Here is a 17,622-nt window from a genome sequence, read left to right as displayed (position 1 = left end):
GATCGATGGCGCGCCAGCTCACCTATTCGGCGATGGCCGCACTGTCATTCGCTGTACCTCAGGCGGTTCACGGGCAGACCTTCGGTTCGGGAATGTCGGTCGATATCGCCCCCACGCTGGATCGCGGCGACGTGGCGGGTAGCCGGGCCGAACCCACGTTGCAGCCGTTGTCCCATCGCGTCGGCCCGGTTCTGGTCCGGCCTGCCTTTGGGCTGGTCTCCGGGTACGAAGACAACGTGCTCTACGCACCCGACGCAAGAGGCGATGCGATACTGGTCGTCGCGCCTCGGCTCGATCTGGTGCTGGACGATCCGCGTCATGATCTCGCCCTTACCGTTGCGGGCACGGCACGCCGGTTTGCCCGCATGGAGTCCCAGAATAGCGAGGAGTTCCTGATCCAGAGCGCCAACCGCCTGGATGTTGCCCCGGATTTGGAAGTGCGGCTGGGCGCGGATCTGTCGCGCCGGGTCGAGCCTCGCAACAGCGCCGGCACGATCCTCGATGCGCTCGAGCCGGTCAGCTACGATCGGTTGGGCGCCGAAACGTCGCTCACCTTGGCGATCGGCACGCTCGACCTCACCATGGGGGGCGCGGTCGAGCGCGTGACCTATAACCCGCTTACCCTGCGTGCGGGCGGGGAGGACGACCAGTCCTTCCGCGATCTGCGTACGATCGGGGGCAATGTCCGGTTGGGTTACGATCTGTCCGGCTTCATGACGGCCTTTGCGGAGGTGCATGCCAGTACGCACCATTCGCTCCACCCGATCGAAGGGCGCGCGCGCGACTCCAGGGGCTTGAACATGGTGGCGGGCCTGAAGGGCGCGGTTTCCGCTCTGGTGTCGCTCGAAGTCGCGCTCGGTTATCAGCTGCGCGACTATCGTGAGGATATCTACCGCGATTTTTCGGGTGCCAGCTTCGTGATCAAGGGGGAGTGGTATCCGACACCCTTCGTGACCGCGCAATTCGGCCTGTCCCGGCACTTTCGCAACAGCGGCAACCGCAACGTCGCCGCAATCCTCGAAGACGGTCTGTCGGCGAGCCTGTTCTACGATCCCACGCGCCAGCTCCGTTTCGCGCTGACCGGTGACGTCCAGCATGATCGCTATCGCGACACGACGACGCGGGCCTGGCGCAAGCAGGTCACGTTCAAGGTCAACTACCAGATCAATCGCGCCGTTGCTCTCGGCGCGCAAATCCACTGGCTCGACCAGACCGTTTCCGGCGCACCGCTCGTCAACGCTTTCAAAGGCTTTGGCGGCGGTGTCGGCATCACCGTCACACCATGACTTCCAGCCCTCTTTTCGGGGAGTGTATCGCTTGAACCTGCCTGCCATCTACGAGCCCCAGGGGCGCCCGCCGCAACTGCTCACGCGCGAGGATCGCCGTTTCGCGGCGACGAGCGAGGAAAGCATCTCCATTCGTTACCTGCTCGCCATGCTCCGGCGTCGGCGCGAGGTCCTGTTCCTGACGCTGGCGCTGTGCGTCGTGCTGGCGCTGGTCTTCACTTCGGCGCAGCCGCGTATCTATAGCGCCAGCGCGGATGCGGTGATGATCACCGGGTCGACCCAGGTCGCCCCGGACGATGAGGATCCGTCACGCGAAGGGGCGCGTCGGCCCGAGGATGTCGAGACGCAAGTCCAGCTCATCCGATCGCGCAACATGGCGGGGCAGGTGCTGGACGCGCTTGCACTCGATCAGGATGCGGATTTCCGTGCCGACGTGCTGGCCCCGCGCTCGATGGTCGACAATATCCTGGGGGCCATCGGGCTGACCCGCGACACCGGGCGCAATCTGCCTAACGTGCCGGCCGAGGCTTTCCGTGAAGCGGCGATCAACTATCTGCTCAAGCGGCTCGACGTTTTGCGGGTGGGCAATTCGCTCAACTTGCGGGTCACGTATGCGGATTTCGACCCGCAACGGACCGCGCAGGTCGCCAACACCTTCGGTCGGCTCTATACGCTCGACGACGTGCGCGAGAGGGCGCGTTACAACAGCGATGCGGCCAAGACGCTGCGCACCAAGGTCGACACGCTGGCCAAGGATTACAACGACGCCTTTGCCGACGTGCAACGCTACCGTGTCGCGCATGGCTTGATCAGCTCGGCGGCGACCGGCCTTACCGAGCAGGAAATCTCCACCTACAACCAGCAAGTTGCCTCGGCCCGCGCGCAAGCCGCCCAGGACGCGGCTGCGCTGGCCAGCGCGGAAGGCCAGCGCGGGGCAGGCGGGGCGGACAATGTCGGGGTTGCTGCCGCTTCACCGGTGGTGGCCGCGCTGCGTGCGCAGCGCGCGCAACTGGTCGCGCGTGAGCGCGATCTTTCGGACCGCTACTTCGATAGCAATCCCGATCTGGTGACGGTCCGTCGCCAGATCGCCGACCTCGACGCGCAGATCAAGGGCGAGGTCAACCGCTCGCTCCAGCGCCTCAAGACCGACGCGCAGGCGTCGTCGCAGCGGCTTTCTTCGCTGCTGGCCAGTCGGAACGGGACCCGCGCGCAGCTCAGTTCGGACAACACCGCGCTGGTCGAGCTGGCCGACCTTGAAAAGAAGGCGGACGCCGCGCAATTGCTCTACCGCAGCTATCTCGATCAACTCAACAAGACGGTCGCAGGCAGCGGGACCGAAACCCCCGCCGCGCGACTGATCTCGCAGGCCAGTGTCCCCACGCGGGCGATCTCGCCCAATCTCGCGCTCAATCTGGCGCTGGGCTTTGTCGTCGGACTTTTCGCAGGTGTCATGTTGGCGGTCCTGTCCGAGCTGTCCTATCGCGGCTTCACCACGATCGACGACGTCGAGAAGCGGCTGGGTGTGCTTGGTCTGGGCTCGATCCCGCGTCATCGCACGGTCGAACCCCACGCGCCCACGCCGCTCGATACCGTGCGCGACTTTCCCGATGGCGCTTTCTCCGANGGGCTCGATCCCGCGTCATCGCACGGTCGAACCCCACGCGCCCACGCCGCTCGATACCGTGCGCGACTTTCCCGATGGCGCTTTCTCCGAAGCCTTGCGCAACGTGATCGTCTCGGTGCGCAATCTTTCGGGCGGAGGTGGGAAGGTCATCGCGATGACCTCGGCCATTCCGGGGGAGGGCAAATCCACCCTCTCGGCGTGCATCGGGCGCTCGCTGGCCAAGGCTGGGGACCGGGTGCTGGTGATTGATTGCGACATCATCCGCGCGCAGCTCAGCCAGATGTTCGCCTTCGAGAAGGGCGAGCCGGGACTGATGGAAGCGCTTCATGCCGACAGCGGTGAAGTGGCCTGTTACGAAGAGCCCGAAAGCCCCATGCGTATCGTGCCGATCACGCACCCCTTCGCCAAGGGCGAGCGACTGACCGAGCGCGGCCGTTTCGCCAGGCTTATCGCGCGCTTGCGCGAAGATTTCGATGTCATCATTCTTGATTGTCCGCCGATCCTGCCGATCGCCGAAACGCGCGAACTCATCAGCTATGCCGATGCAACGCTGCTGGTGGTGAGCTGGCGACGCACGACCGATCGTGTCGTCAAGGCGGCGCTGCGGCTCCTGCCGATGCGCACGGTCAAGGACCTGGGGATCGTGCTCAACATGGTCGACATGGAAAAGCAGGCTCGCTTCGGAGGGGAGGATGCGGCCAGCTTCTACACGCAGTATTCGGGGTACTACCAGTGAACGCGCACGCGCAGCCCTTTGCGCCCTCCTATCGCAAGGTGGCCTTGGTGCACTATTGGCTGGTGGGGATGCGTGGCGGCGAACGGGTGCTGGAGCGGCTCCTGCACCTCTTCCCCGATGCCGACATCTTTACCCACGTCTATGACCCGGAGCGCATGTCGGAAAAGATCCGCAGCGCGCGGGTGCAGGAGACTTTCATCGGTCGCCTTCCGGGGGCACGCAAACATTACCAGAAGTACTTGCCGCTCATGCCGATGGCGCTCGAGGAGCTGGACCTGCGCGATTACGATCTGGTGATAAGCAGCGAATCCGGGCCGGCCAAGGGGATCATCACCCGTAACGATGCCCTGCATGTGTGTTACTGCCATTCGCCCATGCGCTATCTGTGGGATCATTACCACGACTACAAGTCCGCTGCTGGTGGACTGGCGCGCTTCATGATGCCTGCGATGTTTCACCGCCTGCGCCAGTGGGATGTCAGCTCGGCCAGCCGGGTCGATGCGATCCTGGCCAACAGCCGCTTCATCGAACGGCGGATACACAAGGTCTGGGGGCGTCAGGCGCGTGTGGTGCATCCTCCCGTCGCGGTGGACGAATTTTCACCATCGGATGCGGTTGGCGGCCGGTATCTGTGGGTCAGCCAGATGACACCCTACAAACGCGCGGATATCGCCCTGGAGGCCTTCAATCGCATGGGCGTGCCCGCGCTGATGGTCGGCGATGGGGAGATGTACGCGCAGATCGCGCGCAGCGCGGGACCCAATGTCGAGGTTCGCAAGCGCCTGACTTTTGCCCAGCTCAAGCATGCCTACGCCACCTGCAAGGCCCTGGTCTTCACGCCGGAGGAGGATTTTGGGATCGTCCCTGTGGAAGCCAATGCCAGCGGTCGACCGGTGATTGCCTATGGCCATGGCGGAGTTACCGATTCGATCGTCGATGGCGCCACCGGACTGTTCTTTGAAGAACAGAGTATCGATGCGCTGTGTGAGGCCATCTACCGCTTCGAGCGATGGTTGCCGCAATTCGATCCCGCCGAGGCGGTCGCCAACGCCGCGCGGTTCGCGCCCGAGGTTTTCGATCGCGGTGTGATGGGGGCGCTCGACGCGCTGCGCCAGATTCAACCGTGCCGGGCCTGAGAGGCTCTCCCACCCTGATGAAGAAAGGACCCATCATGGCGTTTCGCATTCTGATCCTTGCGGGCGCGTTGGCGCTCGGCGGCTGCGCCGCGACGGCGCAGCGCAGCTTGCCCAGCGTTGCTGCGGTAGAATACCATCTGGCGCCGGGCGACAAGCTAAAGCTCGCGGTGTTTCGCGAGGAGACGTTGTCGGGCGAATATACCGTCAACGAGGATGGCGCTATCAGCCTGCCGATGGTCGGCGACTTCAAGGTCGCGGGTAAATCGCTCGATCAGGCGCGTGAAGAGCTGACCCGGACCCTGGGCGCGTCCTATGTCCGCGACGCACGGATCAGTCTCGACATGGTCGATTATCGGCCGGTGTTCATCCTGGGCGAAGTGCAGAAGCCGGGCGAGTACGACTATGCGCAGCGCATGTCCGTCTATGCGCTGGTCGCCAAGGCGGGCGGCTTCACCTATCGGGCGAACGAGAAGGTGGTTTATATCCGGCACGGCAACGAAGGTGAAGAAAGCGCCTATGCGCTCACCAGTGGCGCTGCGATTCTGCCCGGTGATACCGTGCGCATCGGCGCGCGGTATTTCTGAGAGCGGCGGAAGCGCGCGGTGCTGCGTCCCGAGGCAGAGCTTGCCATGATCGGCCCGGCTGCGCGAAGTCGGATCGACCGCGTGGTCGTGTTGCACGACTACAGCCAGGCGCTCGGCGGGGCTTCATACCTTGTCCAGGTGCTGATCGCCGAACTGCGCGAGCGTGATCTGGCCGTGACCTTCTTCGCAGGGGACGACGGGGGCCAGTTCCACCGCCAGGATGTGGAGTTCATTGCGCTGGGCGGCAAGGCATTGCTCGATCGTTCGCCGTTCGGTGCGTTGACGCTGGGACTGCACAACCCTTCGGTCCGCAGGCGCCTCGCGCGCTGGATCGCGCGCAACGATACGCCGGGCACGATCTACCACCTGCACGGCTGGTCGAAGATCCTCTCGCCCGCGGTTTTCGCGGCGCTGCACGCGGTGGCCGATCGTCTCGTCCTGCACGGGCACGATTACTTTAACGGCTGCCCGAACGGGGCGTTTTTCGACTACCGGCGTGAGCAGGACTGTACGCTGCGGCCGCTGTCGCGGGCTTGCCTGGGCTGTTCGTGTGACAAGACCTCGGGCGCGCAGAAGCTGTGGCGGGTCGGGCGCGAGGGGCTGCGCAGGCATTGGATCGGCGGGGCGGCGCAAGGGGCGCGGCTCCTACTCATTCATCCGGGCCAGGCGCCGCAATTCGAACAAGCGGGTTGGCCACGGGAGAAGCTTGTCGCGGTGCGTAATCCGGTCTCGCCGCCTTGCGCGGAGCGGGTGGCGGCGCAGGATAACCGCGGGGTTCTGTTCATCGGGCGCATCTCGCGCGAGAAAGGCGCGGATCTTGCCGCGCGCGCCGCCGCCGAGGCGGGCGTGCCGATCACCTTCGTCGGCGAAGGCGCTGAACTGGAGGCGATCCGGGCAATCAATCCCGATGCGCGTTTCGCAGGACGGCTGGACCGTGCGGGGGTGGCGCGCGAACTGGCGCGCGCGCGCATCGCGGTGATGCCGAGCCGCTGGTCCGAACCCTTCGGGCTCGTCGCGCTGGAGGCTATCGGCTCGGGTGTACCGGTAATCGTTAGCCAGCGCGCGCTTGTTGCGCGGGAAATCGCGGAGAAGGGACTGGGGCTGGCGGTCGATACGGCCGATCCGGTCGCCTTTGCGGAGGCCATCCGCGCGCTCCACGCCGATGACGAGCGGGTGCGGGCCATGTCGCTGGCGGGATTCGAGGCTTATCGCACTTTGTGCCATTCGCCGGGCAGTTGGAGCGATGCTGTGGTGGATGCCTACGGCGTGGTGCTCCAGGAGGCGATGCCCGCGTGAGTTTGGGGGATGCGCCACAGGAGGTTTGGGGATGGAGCGCGTTTAGCGCGGGGTAACGGACCCTTGCGGATATCACCGATCCTGCCGTTTAGCCCCGTTGCAAGGCGGTGGCCTTAAGGAAGTTAGCTCAATTTTCCTTTGCCACAGGTGGGTGTGTGAATTCTGGTAGCTCGAGCCTCTCATCGCGCACAGCACGTGGTTTCGCTCTCTTGCTGGGGGCCACGGTGCTGTGGGGTGTGGCGAGTGGGGTGGTTGGTGCCAACCAGCGCAGCGCGCTGGCGAAGGTCGACCAGGCGGTGGTTATCCTGCGCAACCACATGGAAGCCGACATGCTCCACGATACCATTCGCGGCGACGTGCTGGGGGCTCTGGCCGCTGGAGCGGGCGCCGTCGAGCCTGGGGATTTCGCCCAGGTCTTCGCGCAGGATGCCAAGGATTTTCGCGATCACATCGCGAAGACCCGCGCCTATCCCGATAGCGCCGAGGTGCGCGCGGCGGCGCGCGCGGTGGAGGCCGACGTGGCGGCTTACCTTGATGCGGGGGCCAAACTGGTGCGCGAGGTGGAAGCAGGCCAGCGGCCGTCGCCCAGGGAATACACCGTTTTTACCGAGCGCTTCGAACGCCTTGAAGGGGGCATGTCGAACATATCGGACAAGGTGGAAGAAAATGTGTCAGCCATGCGCGGGGCAGCGGATTTCGTCAGCCTGCTCGGCCTTCTGGTCACGCTGGTGTGTGGCGGTCTGATCCTGATCGTCAGCGTCCTGGTCTGGCGCCAGATTCGCAGCCAGATCATCGCACCGGTGCTGTCCATTCGCGGCGCGCTCGATGCGCTGGGGCGTAACGAGCTGTCGCTTGACGTGCCTTACGCCGACAGAGGCGATGAACTGGGCGATCTGGCACGCGCCGCCGAAACGCTGCGCGATCGGCTGAGCGAAGCCCAAGCCGCGCGCGAGGCGCAGGAGAAAGGCATCGTCACGGCGTTCGGCTCCGCGCTTGAGCGGCTGGCGAAGGGGGACCTTTCGGCGCAGATCGACAGCGCTGTCGATGGTGTTTTTGCCGGGCTGCGGCGCGATTACAACGCGGCGATGGGTTCGCTTTCGCAGACGCTGGCGATGGTGCTTCAGGCCAATGGTGCGACAATCGGCACCGCGAGCGAGATCAGCGCATCGGTCGACGATCTTTCGCAGCGCAACGAACGCCAGTCGAGCCAGTTGCAGGACATGGCGAGCGCGATTTCGGGTGTGGCACAAGGGGTTGGCGAAGCGGCCGGGTCCGTGCGCGAGGCGCAGGACGAAATGCACGCTATCAACAGCGCGGTGACGCAAGGCGGCGAAGTGATCCACTCGGCGGTCCAGGCTATGGACCGGATCGAGGAATCCTCGAACCGTATCGTCTCGATCATCACCACGATCGACGGTATTTCCTTCCAGACCAATCTGCTCGCGCTCAACGCCGGGGTCGAGGCCGCGCGCGCGGGCGAGGCGGGCAAGGGCTTCGCGGTGGTCGCCACCGAAGTGCGCGCGCTTGCGCAGCGTTCGGCCGATGCCGCCAACGAGATCAAGCACCTCATCACGCTTTCGGGGGATGAAATTCGCCAGGGTGTCGCGCTGGTGCGCGAGGCGGGGGCGGCGCTTGTCGCGATCGTCGAGCGGATGGAGCGGATCTCCTCGACCATGCGCGGCATCAGCGAGGGGGCTCAGACACAGGCGCAGGCGCTCAACGGCATCGACGGCAGCGCCAAGGAACTCGAACGCATCACCCAGGCCAACGCCGCGCTGGCCGAAGAAGTCTCCGCCGCCACGCGCCAGGTCTACATCGCGACGCAGGACGTCTCGCAAAAGCTCGATGCGTTCAACCTGGGTCTCGCGAAGAGCGCCTCCGATGGCTTTGCGGGGGCCGCTCCCCGGCTCGTCGCCTGATGCGCAGCTGGCGCAGGATGGGCGCTCTGGGCGCTCTGTGTGCGCTGAGTGCACTTGTCGGGGCACAGGCGTCCCGCGCGCAGGAGAGCAAGGGCATCGCCGGGCTGAACCTGGGCTTTGCCGAGATCGTCGATGTCGTCGCCCCGCTGTCGGGCGGGGGCGATCACCGCGTGCGCGTCCTCGACAACACCGATCTCACGCTTGATGCGGACCTGGAGCGGCTGGTGGGCTGGCAGGGCGCGCGGGCGCACGTATACCTGCTGGGCAATCACGGCGCGCGGCCCAACGACAGGATCGCCACTCTGCAGGGCTTTGACAACATCGAGGTCGGACGCAGCGGCATTCGCCTGTTCGAAGCCTGGCTCGAGCAGGACATCGGGGGAGGATCGCTGCTGGTCGGGCTTTACGATCTCAACGGTGAGTTCTACGTCACCGATTCGGCCGGAACGCTGGTTTCCCCGCCCTTCGGTATCGGTTCCGAACTGGCGGGCTCGGGACCAAATGGACCCTCGATCTTCCCTTTGAGCGCGCTGGCGCTGCGCGGATCACTGGACCTTGGCGACGAGGGCGGTTTCGTACGCGCCGCGCTGGTCAATGCGGATGTGGGGAGCTGGGGTGACCCGGGCGGTGTCGATCTGCATTTTCGCGAAGGGGTGATCGCCGTGGCCGAGGGGGGCGTCGCGCGTGAAGGCTTCAAGCTCGCGCTCGGCGCGTGGGCCTATTCCAAGCGGCACGAGCATTTGTGGGCAACCGGGCCAGGCGGTGCACCGCTCTATCAGCATACGCGGGGCATCTACGCCCTGCTCGATGGCACACTGGCCGGGAGCGAGGGGGGGAGCGCCCTTTCGGGCTTCCTGCGGGGCGGGGTGATCGCCGGGCAGGCCACACCCTATCGCGCGAGCGCGCAGACAGGATTTTTGCTGGCTCCGGCGCTGGCGGGGCGGCCGGGCAGTGCGTTTTCGATCGGCCTTCACGCGGCTTGGACGAGTGCGGCGCACCGTGAGGCGCTGGCGGCTGAGGGCGAGCAGGCGGCCGTGTTCGAACGCGGGATCGAAGTGACGTATGCCGATGAGATCCTGCCCGGCCTGACGCTCCAGCCCGACTTTCAGATCGTCCAGAACCCCGGTGGGCGGGCGGGGCAACCGGCCGCTGTCATCGGCCTGCTGCGGCTGTCCTTCGTGATCGAGTGAGCGCTTCTGACGGCGCACGAAAAACCCCCGCAGCGCCGGAGCGTTGCGGGGGTTTTTCGTGGTCTGGCCACAAGCGGCACACGAACCGGGAAAGCGTCCTGTCGGGGCTTTCCCGCCGCGATTACGCGCTTTCCTTCTTGCGGCTCATGCGCTTGCGCTCGTTGGGGTCGAGGTAGACCTTGCGCAGGCGGATCGACTGCGGGGTCACTTCGACCATTTCGTCGTCGTCGATGTAGGCGATCGCCTGTTCGAGCGTCATCACCTTGGGCGGTGTGAGGCGGATGGCGTCGTCCTTGCCCGACGAACGCACGTTGCTCAGCTGCTTGGCCTTCATCGGGTTCACTTCGAGGTCATCGGGCTTGGCGTTTTCGCCGATGATCATGCCCTCGTAGAGCTTTTCCTGCGGCGCCACGAAGAGGATACCGCGCTCTTCGAGGTTGTTGAGCGCGTAGGCGTTGGCTTCGCCCGCACCGTTCGAGATCAGCACGCCGTTGAGGCGGCCTTCGATCTGGCCCTTGTAGGGGCCGTACTTTTCGAACAGGCGGTTCATGATGCCGGTGCCGCGTGTGTCCGAAAGGAACTCGCCGTGGTAGCCGATAAGGCCGCGCGACGGGGCCGAGAAGGTGATGCGGGTCTTGCCCAGGCCCGAGGGTCGCATGTCGGTCAGCTCGGCCTTGCGGCGCTGCATCTTCTCGACGACGGTGCCCGAATGCTCGTCGTCGACGTCGATCACGACGGTTTCGTACGGCTCGGTGCGGCCACCGTTCTCGTCTTCCTTGAACAGCACGCGCGGACGCGAGATGCCCAGTTCGAAGCCTTCGCGGCGCATCGTCTCGATCACGACGCCCAGCTGAAGTTCGCCGCGCCCGGCGACTTCGAAGCTGTCCTTGTCCTCACTCTCGGTGACGCGGATGGCGACGTTGGTTTCCGCTTCGCGCATCAGGCGGTCACGGATCAGGCGGCTCGTGACCTTGTCGCCTTCGCGGCCCGCGAGCGGGCTGTCGTTGACGGCAAAACGCATGGCGAGCGTGGGCGGATCGATCGGCTGCGCGGCGATCGCCTCGGTCACTTCGGGGTGCGCGATGGTGTTGGCCACGGTCGCCTTTTCAAGACCGGCGAGGGCGATGATGTCACCCGCGCGCGCTTCCTCGACGGGAACGCGCTCAAGACCACGGAAGGTCATCAGCTTGGAGGCGCGGCCGGTTTCGATCACCTTGCCGTCGCGGTCGAGCGCGCGGATCGGGTCGTTGATCTTCACCACGCCCGACTGGACGCGGCCGGTCAGCACGCGGCCCATGAAGTTGTCGCGGTCGAGCAGGGTCGCCAGGAACGAGAAGGGTGCGTCGATTTCGAGGCTCGGCGCGGGAACGTGCTCGGTGATGAGCTTGAACAGCGGTTCGAGCGTGCCGTCGCGCGCTTCGATGTCGTCGCTCGCGTAGCCGTTGCGGCCCGACGCGTAGAGCACGGGGAAATCGAGCTGTTCGTCGTTGGCGTCAAGGCTGACGAAGAGGTCGAACACTTCGTCGAGCACTTCCTCGGCGCGGCCGTCGGGACGGTCGATCTTGTTGACGACGACGATCGGCTTGAGGCCCAGGCCGAGCGCCTTGCCGGTCACGAACTTGGTCTGCGGCATGGCGCCTTCCGACGAGTCCACGAGCAGGACGACGCCGTCGACCATCGAGAGGATGCGCTCCACCTCGGCGCCGAAGTCGGCGTGGCCGGGGGTGTCGACGATGTTGATGCGATAGCCGTTCCACTCGATCGAGGTGGGCTTCGCAAGAATGGTGATCCCGCGTTCTTTTTCAAGATCGTTGGAGTCCATCGCGCGCTCTTCGACGCGCTGGTTGTCGCGGAAGGTGCCGGACTGGCGGAAAAGCTGGTCGACGAGGGTGGTCTTGCCGTGGTCGACGTGCGCAATAATCGCGATATTGCGCAAGGGAAGCGGGGCGGACATGCGTGGGCCTTCGGTAAGAGGGGCGTGTTGCGGAGCACAATACGCCGCAAAATCCGCGCGCCCTTAACGGAAATGGCGCCGCGCGGCAAGCTCCGTACATGGCCGGGGCCGCATACAGACCCGTGATGGCACATCGGCGCGTGCAAACGCTTGCGCCTTTTCAGGTGGCCCCATTTGTTCGAAAATCTTTGAAATTTGAGAGCATACGTGGAACGAGTGTGCGCTCTGGTGCGACAGTTCTTCTCGTTCGCGTAAACATGATGGGGGCATTATGGTGCCGTACGGCGGTTTCTGGTGGCGTTTTCTCGCCTACATTATCGATTACATCTTGATGCAAGTGGTCTCGACCGGTCTGAGTCTGAGCTTTGGCTTCGGGATCAGCATGCAGAGCTACATGGCTGAGGCCGAGGATCCTTTTGCGTTCTTGCCCTCGGTTCTGACGATGGTCGGGCTCAGCATCATCGCGCAGTGGTTGTACTATGCGCTGATGGAAAGTTCGAAGTTCCAGGGGACGGTCGGCAAGCTGGCGATTGGCCTGGTGGTGACCGACCTCGATGGACGCCGGATCAGTTTCGGGCGCGCCACCGGGCGCTTCTTCGCCAAGATCCTCTCGGGCGTGATCCTGTGCATCGGCTATATCATGGTCGGCGTGACCGCACGCAAACAGGGGTTGCACGACATGTTGGCCGGGACATTGGTTTACCGCACCCGCGATCCACAGGAAGTGGTCGTAGTTGCAGACGTCTTTGCCTGATTGACGGTTTGCTCGCCTAAAGCTCGCGCAGCGCGCGCGCCGGTTTCGCTCTCAACAAGGGGAGCGAGCCGGCGAGCGCGAAGCCGAGCACCAGGACGAGCCCCGCGCCCAGCACGGCGAGGATGCGCGGCCAGTCGGGCAGCCATTCGAACGCGAACAGCCGGGTGATGACTGCCCAGGCGAGCGCGCTGCCCGAAACCAGCGAGACCGCGCCCAGCACCAGCGCGAGCGCGCCGTATTCGGTGATCTGCGCGGCCAGCAGCTGGCCCCGGCTCGCGCCCAGCACGCGCAGGATCACCGTGTCGTAGCTGCGGCTGGCGCGCGCGGCGGCGATCGCGCCGAGCAGCACGGCAAGGCCCGCGAGCACCGTGACCGAAGCTGCGGCGAGGATCGCCAGCGTCATCTGGTCGAGCAGACCGCGCGCCTCGTGCAGCAGCGATCCGGTCTCGATCACCGAACTCGACGGAAAGCGCCGCGCCAGCGCGGGCAGGAAATCACGGGCGGCGTCGGGCGCGGGCGTTTCGATCGTCGCGGCGAGGTGGTGGGGGGCGTCGGCCAGCGCGTTGGGCGAGAAGACCATCACGAAGTTGAAGCCCATCGTGTCCCAGTCGATCCGGCGCAGCGCGGCGATGCGCGCGGTACGCTCGACGCCGAGCAGGCTGACCCGGAGATAGTCGCCGACCTTGAGACCGACCGCATCGGCGAATTTTTCGTCGATCGAGACCAGCGGTTCGCCCTGGTAGTTGCGCGGCCACCACGCGCCCTTGGTGACCGTGCTGCCTTCGGGGACGGTAGCGGAATAGGTCAGCCCGCGTTCGCCCTTCAGCGCCCAGGCGCCATCGGGCAGGTCCTTTGCGTCTGCGGTGCGGGTCATCGCGTCTTTCGGGCCATAGGCCACCACGCGCCCGCGCAAGTTGGGGACGATGCGCACCATGGCGCCGGGCAGGGTCTGGGCCACGGTGCGGCGAAAGGCCTCGGCGCCGGTTTGCGGAATGTCGAGCACGAAGTAGTCGGGCGCGCGCTCGGGTACGGCGCTGCGCATGTTGGCATCGAGGCTGGTCTGGATCGCGGCGATCATCACGAAGGCGCTGAGCCCGAAGCCGAGCGCGGTGACCAGCGCGCCGGTCTGCGCACCGGGGCGGTGGAGATTGGCAAGCCCGGTGCGCAGCATCGGCCCGCGTGGCCTGGGCAGGTGCGCGGCCAGACGCCGGATACCGAGCCCCAGCGCGGCGAGCAGGGCAAGCATCGCCGCTGCACCGCCCAGGAACCCCAGCGTGACCAGCGGCTGCGCGGCGTTGAGCAGCGCAAGCGCGACGATTGCCGCGAGGCCCAGACCGACCGGAACCAGCAGCGGCCGCACGCCGGTGCGCAGCGGCACGATCCGCGCGCGCATCAGCGCCATCGCCGGAAAGCTGCGTGCGCGCACCAGCGGCGGGGCCGCGAAAACGAGCGCGACGAGCAGGCCATAGGCGGCTGCGGTGGCGAGCGCTGTGGGGGACAGCGTGAAGCCGGTGTCGATCGGCAGCAGGCCGCTCAGCGCACGGGCCAGCAGCGGGGTGACGCTGAGCCCGGCGGCAAGGCCGAGCGCGCTGCCGGTCAGGGCCGCTGCGCCGATCTGGAGGAGGTAGATCCGCGAAATGTCGCCGCTCGTCGCGCCCAGCACCTTGAGCGTTGCGATCGACGCGCGCCGGGCCTCCAGATAGGAGGAGACCCCGCCGCCGATGCCGATCCCGGCGATCACCAGCGCGGCCAGCCCGACGAGGATGAGGAACTGCCCCATGCGCTGGACGAACCGCGCGGTCGAGGGGGAGGCGTCCTTGCGGGTGCGCGTTTCGAAGGCGTCCTTGCCGAAGCGGGCCTCCAGCCGATCGACCACGCGGTCGGGATCGCGCGCGGGATCGGCCAGTCGCACGCGCACCACGCTGCGGTACATCGCGCCCGGCGCGGTGAGCCCGGCCCGCTCGGGCAGGTCCTGCGCGCTGATCGCCAGATCGCCCAGCGCAAAGCCTTCGCTCAGTTGTTCGGGATCGCTGGCGATGATCCCGCCGACCCGGACCGGCGCGCCGCCGAGCATGAAGGTGTCGCCCACCGCGAGGCCGAGCCGCGCGGCCGAGCCGCGCGCGATCCACACGCTTCCCTCGGGCGGCGCGCCGACCTTTCTCCCGTCGGCAAGCGAAAGGCGGCCATAGAGCGGCCAGCGCTGGTCGACGGCCTTGAGCGCGACCGGCGCGGTCAACCGGCCCTTGCTGGCGATCGCCTGCATTCGCGTGCCTTGCGAGACGGTGCCGAGCGCGCCCAGCGCGCGGCGTTCCTCGGCGCTGGGGCCGCGTTGCCACATCCGCAGTTCGACATCGCCGCCGAGCATCTCGCGCCCGCGCGCGCCCAGTTCGCGCTCGATCGAGGCGGTCAGCGTGCCGATCGCGGCGAGCGCGCCCACGCCCAGGAACAGGCACACCAGCAAGAGCCGCAGTCCCTTGAAGCGCGAGGAGAGGTCGCGCCGGGCGATCGTCCACGCGGTCCGCCAGGCGAGGGGCGGGTGTCGGTCAGGCAAGAGCGGTGTCCGTCTGCGCGTGGGGCGGGGCAAGCGTGTCACTGGCGATCACCCCGTCGCCGAGCGTCACGATCCGCTGGCAGCGCCGGGCGAGCCCCTCGTCGTGGGTGATGATGACCAGCGTCGCACCGGCCTCGGCCTGCCGGGCAAAGAGCAGCGCGACAATCGCCTCGCCGGTTGCGGCATCCAGATTGCCGGTCGGCTCGTCGGCGAAAACGAGGCTGGGGCGCGGGGCCAGCGCGCGCGCGATCGCCACGCGCTGCTGTTCGCCGCCTGAAAGTTGCGCGGGGTAGTGCGCCAGACGATGGCCAAGCCCGACCGCGTTCAGTTCCGCCTCGGCCCGTTCGCGCGCATTGTGCATTCCGGCCAGTTCGAGCGGGGTGGCGACGTTTTCGAGCGCGGTCATCGTGGGCAGCAGGTGGAAGGCCTGGAGCACGATGCCGATCCGGCCGCGCCGCGCGCGGGCCAGCGCGTCCTCGTCCATTCCGGCAAAATCGGCGCCTGCAACGCTCAGCGCGCCCGAACTGGCGCGTTCGAGCCCCGAAAGCACGGCCATCAGCGAGCTCTTGCCCGAACCGGACGGCCCCAGCAGCGCCAGCGTCTGGCCCTGCGGGACGGTCAGGTCGAGCCCGTTCAGGATGGCGACGGCGTTGGCGCCCTGACCCAGCGTCAGGCGCAGGTCGCGGGCGATAATGGCGGGCGGGGAGTGGTCAGCGCGGGTCACCGCTCCCATATGGGGAGACAAATCCTTGTTTCACAAGTCCCGTTCGATCCGCAGCCCTTGCTGTCCCTGTCGGAGAATGCCGTGCGCCCTGTGTCTTTTGCGTTTCCGCTTGCCTCAATCGCGCTGCTTGCCGCCTGCAGCCCTTCGGCGCCCGGCGCGCCCGAACCCACGCAGGCGGCCATGGATGCAGTGCCCGACCTGCCCGTGATGGGGCCCGAGCGTCCGATCCTCGCCTTCGGCGATTCGCTGCTTGCGGGCTATGGCCTGGAGGATGGCGAGAGCTATCCGGCGCGGCTGGAAAAGGCGTTGCGCGCGCGGGGGGTGAACGCGCGGATCGTCAACGCCGGGGTTTCGGGGGATACCACGGCGGCCGGGCTCGAACGGCTCGACTTCACGCTCAAGAGCCAGACGGTAAAGCCCGAACTGGCGATCATCAGCCTGGGCGGCAACGACATGCTGCGCGGCCTCGCACCCCAGGAAACCCGCAAGAACCTCACCGCCATCGTCGAACGGCTGCGCCACGACGGCATCCGCGTGTTGCTGCTGGGGATGCTCGCCGCGCCCAATCTTGGCAAGGACTACGCAGCCCAGTTCAACCCGATCTATCCGCAGATCGCCCAAGGCGAACATGTCGCGCTGGTGCCCTTTTTCCTCCAGCCGGTGATCGACAAGCCCGATCTGGTGCAGAAGGACCACGTTCATCCCACCGCGATCGGGGTGGACGCGATCGTGAGCGCCACGGTGGACGACGTGGTGGCCGCGCTGCCGCCGCAAAAGAGCGCAAGTCCGGTTCCGCAATAGGGCCTGGGACAGGCGGGGCGCGGGCGGTGTGACCGCTTGCGTTGACGCGGGCGTGCGAAATTGCCACCTTGTGCCCACGCTGGGCGCACACGGCTGCGCCCGATCGAGCGATGCGCCGCGCGCCCCAAAGGGCCGCCTTTCGCGCATTGGAATACCGGATAATCCCAAAGGACAAGACATGCAGACCGCCCGCAACGGGGACACCGTGCTGATCGATTTCGTGGTGCGCACGAGCGCCGGACAGGTCGTTGGCAGCACCGAGCAGGAAGGACCGCAGAGCGTGCTGATCGGCGGCGCCCAGGTCTTCCCCCAGGTCGAGGCCGCGCTTGAGGGGATGGCGCTTGGCGCCGAGCAGAGCGTGACCGTGGCTGCCGCCGACGCTTTCGGCGTGCGGCGCGAGGAACTGGTGGTCCAGATCCCGCGCATCAACCTGCCCCCGCAGCCCGAGCCGCAAGTCGGCATGGAGCTGGGCGCGCGCCAGGAAGATGGCTCGACGGTCAATCTGGTCATCACCGCGGTGGGCGAGGATGCGGTGACCGTGGACGGCAACCACCCGCTTGCCGGGGAAGACCTGCATTTCGCGGTGACTCTGGTCGAGATCAAGCCCGCCGCCTGATCGCGGCTGCCTTCTGCGCGCGGGCGCGGAAGGGTGGCGCTGCGGCGCTCAGGCGCGTTCGATCGTTCCGGCGCGCACGTGCCAGACCGCAGCTTCGCCCAGGATCGCTTCGAACGGGGCCGGTTCGGTCCCGGTCAGCCAGACTTGCGCATGGCCTTCGCGCAGCCGCGCGAACAGCGCCTCGCGGCGGATCGGATCGAGGTGCGCGGCCACTTCGTCGAGCAGCAGCAGGCGCGGGCGCTCATCAAGGCGGTCCTGGGCGCCATCGTGGCCTGGGTGCTCCATCAGGTGCGAATGGGCGAGCACGATGGCGATCAGCATCGCCTTCTGCTCACCCGTCGAGCAATCGGCGGCGGGCTGGTTCTTGCCCGCCATGGTGACGCGCAGATCGTCGCGGTGCGGGCCGGTCAGCGTGCGCCCGGCGGCGCGCTCGCGCGGGCGGCTTTCGCGC

At 66.6% G+C, this 17,622-nt stretch carries 13 protein-coding genes and 1 pseudogene; 10 read left to right on the top strand and 4 right to left on the bottom strand.

What is annotated here, in order from left to right:
• Window positions 1-5: 5 nt before the first annotated feature.
• The 7 genes from MTR62_RS11405 to MTR62_RS11375 all read left to right on the top strand — a co-directional run bounded on the left by MTR62_RS11405 (window position 6) and on the right by MTR62_RS11375 (window position 9,771).
• Window positions 6-1,286, top strand: coding sequence for an outer membrane beta-barrel protein (locus tag MTR62_RS11405; RefSeq protein WP_244020944.1), 1,281 nt, complete (start codon window positions 6-8; stop codon window positions 1,284-1,286).
• 1,607 nt (window positions 1,287-2,893) lie between these two features.
• Window positions 2,894-3,646 carry a tyrosine-protein kinase family protein gene (locus MTR62_RS11400; RefSeq protein ID WP_456152709.1) on the top strand — a complete coding sequence of 251 codons (753 nt, stop codon included), beginning with the start codon at window positions 2,894-2,896 and terminating at the stop codon, window positions 3,644-3,646.
• Between the two features lie 68 nt (window positions 3,647-3,714).
• Complete coding sequence (locus MTR62_RS11395) at window positions 3,715-4,782, top strand: glycosyltransferase (RefSeq protein ID WP_244020965.1); 1,068 nt, start codon at window positions 3,715-3,717, stop codon at window positions 4,780-4,782.
• Between the two features lie 35 nt (window positions 4,783-4,817).
• On the top strand, window positions 4,818-5,366 hold the full coding sequence (locus tag MTR62_RS11390) for a polysaccharide biosynthesis/export family protein (protein WP_244020940.1): 549 nt from the start codon (window positions 4,818-4,820) through the stop codon (window positions 5,364-5,366).
• A gap of 18 nt (window positions 5,367-5,384) precedes the next feature.
• Window positions 5,385-6,662, top strand: a complete 1,278-nt coding sequence (locus MTR62_RS11385) for a glycosyltransferase family 4 protein (RefSeq protein WP_244020938.1) — start codon at window positions 5,385-5,387, stop codon at window positions 6,660-6,662.
• Window positions 6,663-6,871: 209 nt separating this feature from the next.
• Window positions 6,872-8,581: a methyl-accepting chemotaxis protein gene (locus tag MTR62_RS11380; RefSeq protein ID WP_244020936.1), complete on the top strand. Its 1,710-nt coding sequence runs from the start codon at window positions 6,872-6,874 to the stop codon at window positions 8,579-8,581.
• Window positions 8,581-9,771, top strand: a complete 1,191-nt coding sequence (locus MTR62_RS11375) for a carbohydrate porin (protein WP_244020934.1) — start codon at window positions 8,581-8,583, stop codon at window positions 9,769-9,771. Before MTR62_RS11380 ends, MTR62_RS11375 begins: the two co-directional genes overlap by 1 nt.
• 121 nt (window positions 9,772-9,892) lie before the next feature.
• Here the strand turns inward: MTR62_RS11375 and typA are convergent, their stop codons facing one another.
• Window positions 9,893-11,725: a translational GTPase TypA gene (gene typA, locus MTR62_RS11370; protein ID WP_244020932.1), complete on the bottom strand. Its 1,833-nt coding sequence runs from the start codon at window positions 11,723-11,725 to the stop codon at window positions 9,893-9,895.
• Window positions 11,726-11,996: 271 nt separating this feature from the next.
• Here typA and MTR62_RS11365 point away from each other — a divergent pair, with 271 nt between their 5' ends.
• On the top strand, window positions 11,997-12,479 hold the full coding sequence (locus MTR62_RS11365) for an RDD family protein (RefSeq protein ID WP_244020930.1): 483 nt from the start codon (window positions 11,997-11,999) through the stop codon (window positions 12,477-12,479).
• Between the two features lie 16 nt (window positions 12,480-12,495).
• On the opposite strand, the gene MTR62_RS11360 is transcribed toward MTR62_RS11365, so the two are convergent.
• Together MTR62_RS11360 and MTR62_RS11355 are read right to left on the bottom strand one after the other, a co-directional pair.
• Window positions 12,496-15,030, bottom strand: a complete 2,535-nt coding sequence (locus tag MTR62_RS11360) for an ABC transporter permease (protein ID WP_244020927.1) — start codon at window positions 15,028-15,030, stop codon at window positions 12,496-12,498.
• Complete coding sequence (locus MTR62_RS11355) at window positions 15,023-15,763, bottom strand: ABC transporter ATP-binding protein (protein WP_244020925.1); 741 nt, start codon at window positions 15,761-15,763, stop codon at window positions 15,023-15,025. Before MTR62_RS11355 ends, MTR62_RS11360 begins: the two co-directional genes overlap by 8 nt.
• A 72-nt stretch (window positions 15,764-15,835) precedes the next feature.
• On the opposite strand from MTR62_RS11355, the gene MTR62_RS11350 reads away from it, so the two are divergent.
• The gene (locus MTR62_RS11350) at window positions 15,836-16,555 is read left to right on the top strand and encodes an arylesterase (protein ID WP_407672671.1); all 720 of its coding nucleotides are present in this window, start codon (window positions 15,836-15,838) and stop codon (window positions 16,553-16,555) included.
• A 178-nt stretch (window positions 16,556-16,733) separates the two neighbouring features.
• Window positions 16,734-17,171, top strand: a complete 438-nt coding sequence (locus MTR62_RS11345; RefSeq protein ID WP_244020921.1) for an FKBP-type peptidyl-prolyl cis-trans isomerase — start codon at window positions 16,734-16,736, stop codon at window positions 17,169-17,171.
• A gap of 48 nt (window positions 17,172-17,219) precedes the next feature.
• Here the strand turns inward: MTR62_RS11345 and MTR62_RS11340 are convergent.
• Window positions 17,220-17,622: pseudogene (locus MTR62_RS11340) on the bottom strand (DNA replication/repair protein RecF); the annotation flags it as partial.

The organism is Novosphingobium organovorum, from assembly GCF_022832435.1.
Taxonomy (GTDB): Bacteria; Pseudomonadota; Alphaproteobacteria; order Sphingomonadales; family Sphingomonadaceae; genus Novosphingobium; species Novosphingobium organovorum.
This window is presented reverse-complemented; position numbering and strand designations above follow the sequence as displayed.

Bases quoted from the DNA above. Each gene is read 5' to 3' on its own strand.
- MTR62_RS11405 (WP_244020944.1), top strand. From the start codon at position 6: ATGGCGCGCCAGCTCACCTATTCGGCGATGGCCGCACTGTCATTCGCT.
- MTR62_RS11395 (WP_244020965.1), top strand. From the start codon at position 3,715: ATGCGTGGCGGCGAACGGGTGCTGGAGCGGCTCCTGCACCTCTTCCCC.
- MTR62_RS11390 (WP_244020940.1), top strand. From the start codon at position 4,818: ATGGCGTTTCGCATTCTGATCCTTGCGGGCGCGTTGGCGCTCGGCGGC.
- MTR62_RS11375 (WP_244020934.1), top strand. From the start codon at position 8,581: ATGCGCAGCTGGCGCAGGATGGGCGCTCTGGGCGCTCTGTGTGCGCTG.
- typA (WP_244020932.1), bottom strand. From the start codon at position 11,725: ATGTCCGCCCCGCTTCCCTTGCGCAATATCGCGATTATTGCGCACGTC.
- MTR62_RS11365 (WP_244020930.1), top strand. From the start codon at position 11,997: ATGGTGCCGTACGGCGGTTTCTGGTGGCGTTTTCTCGCCTACATTATC.
- MTR62_RS11355 (WP_244020925.1), bottom strand. From the start codon at position 15,763: ATGGGAGCGGTGACCCGCGCTGACCACTCCCCGCCCGCCATTATCGCC.
- MTR62_RS11345 (WP_244020921.1), top strand. From the start codon at position 16,734: ATGCAGACCGCCCGCAACGGGGACACCGTGCTGATCGATTTCGTGGTG.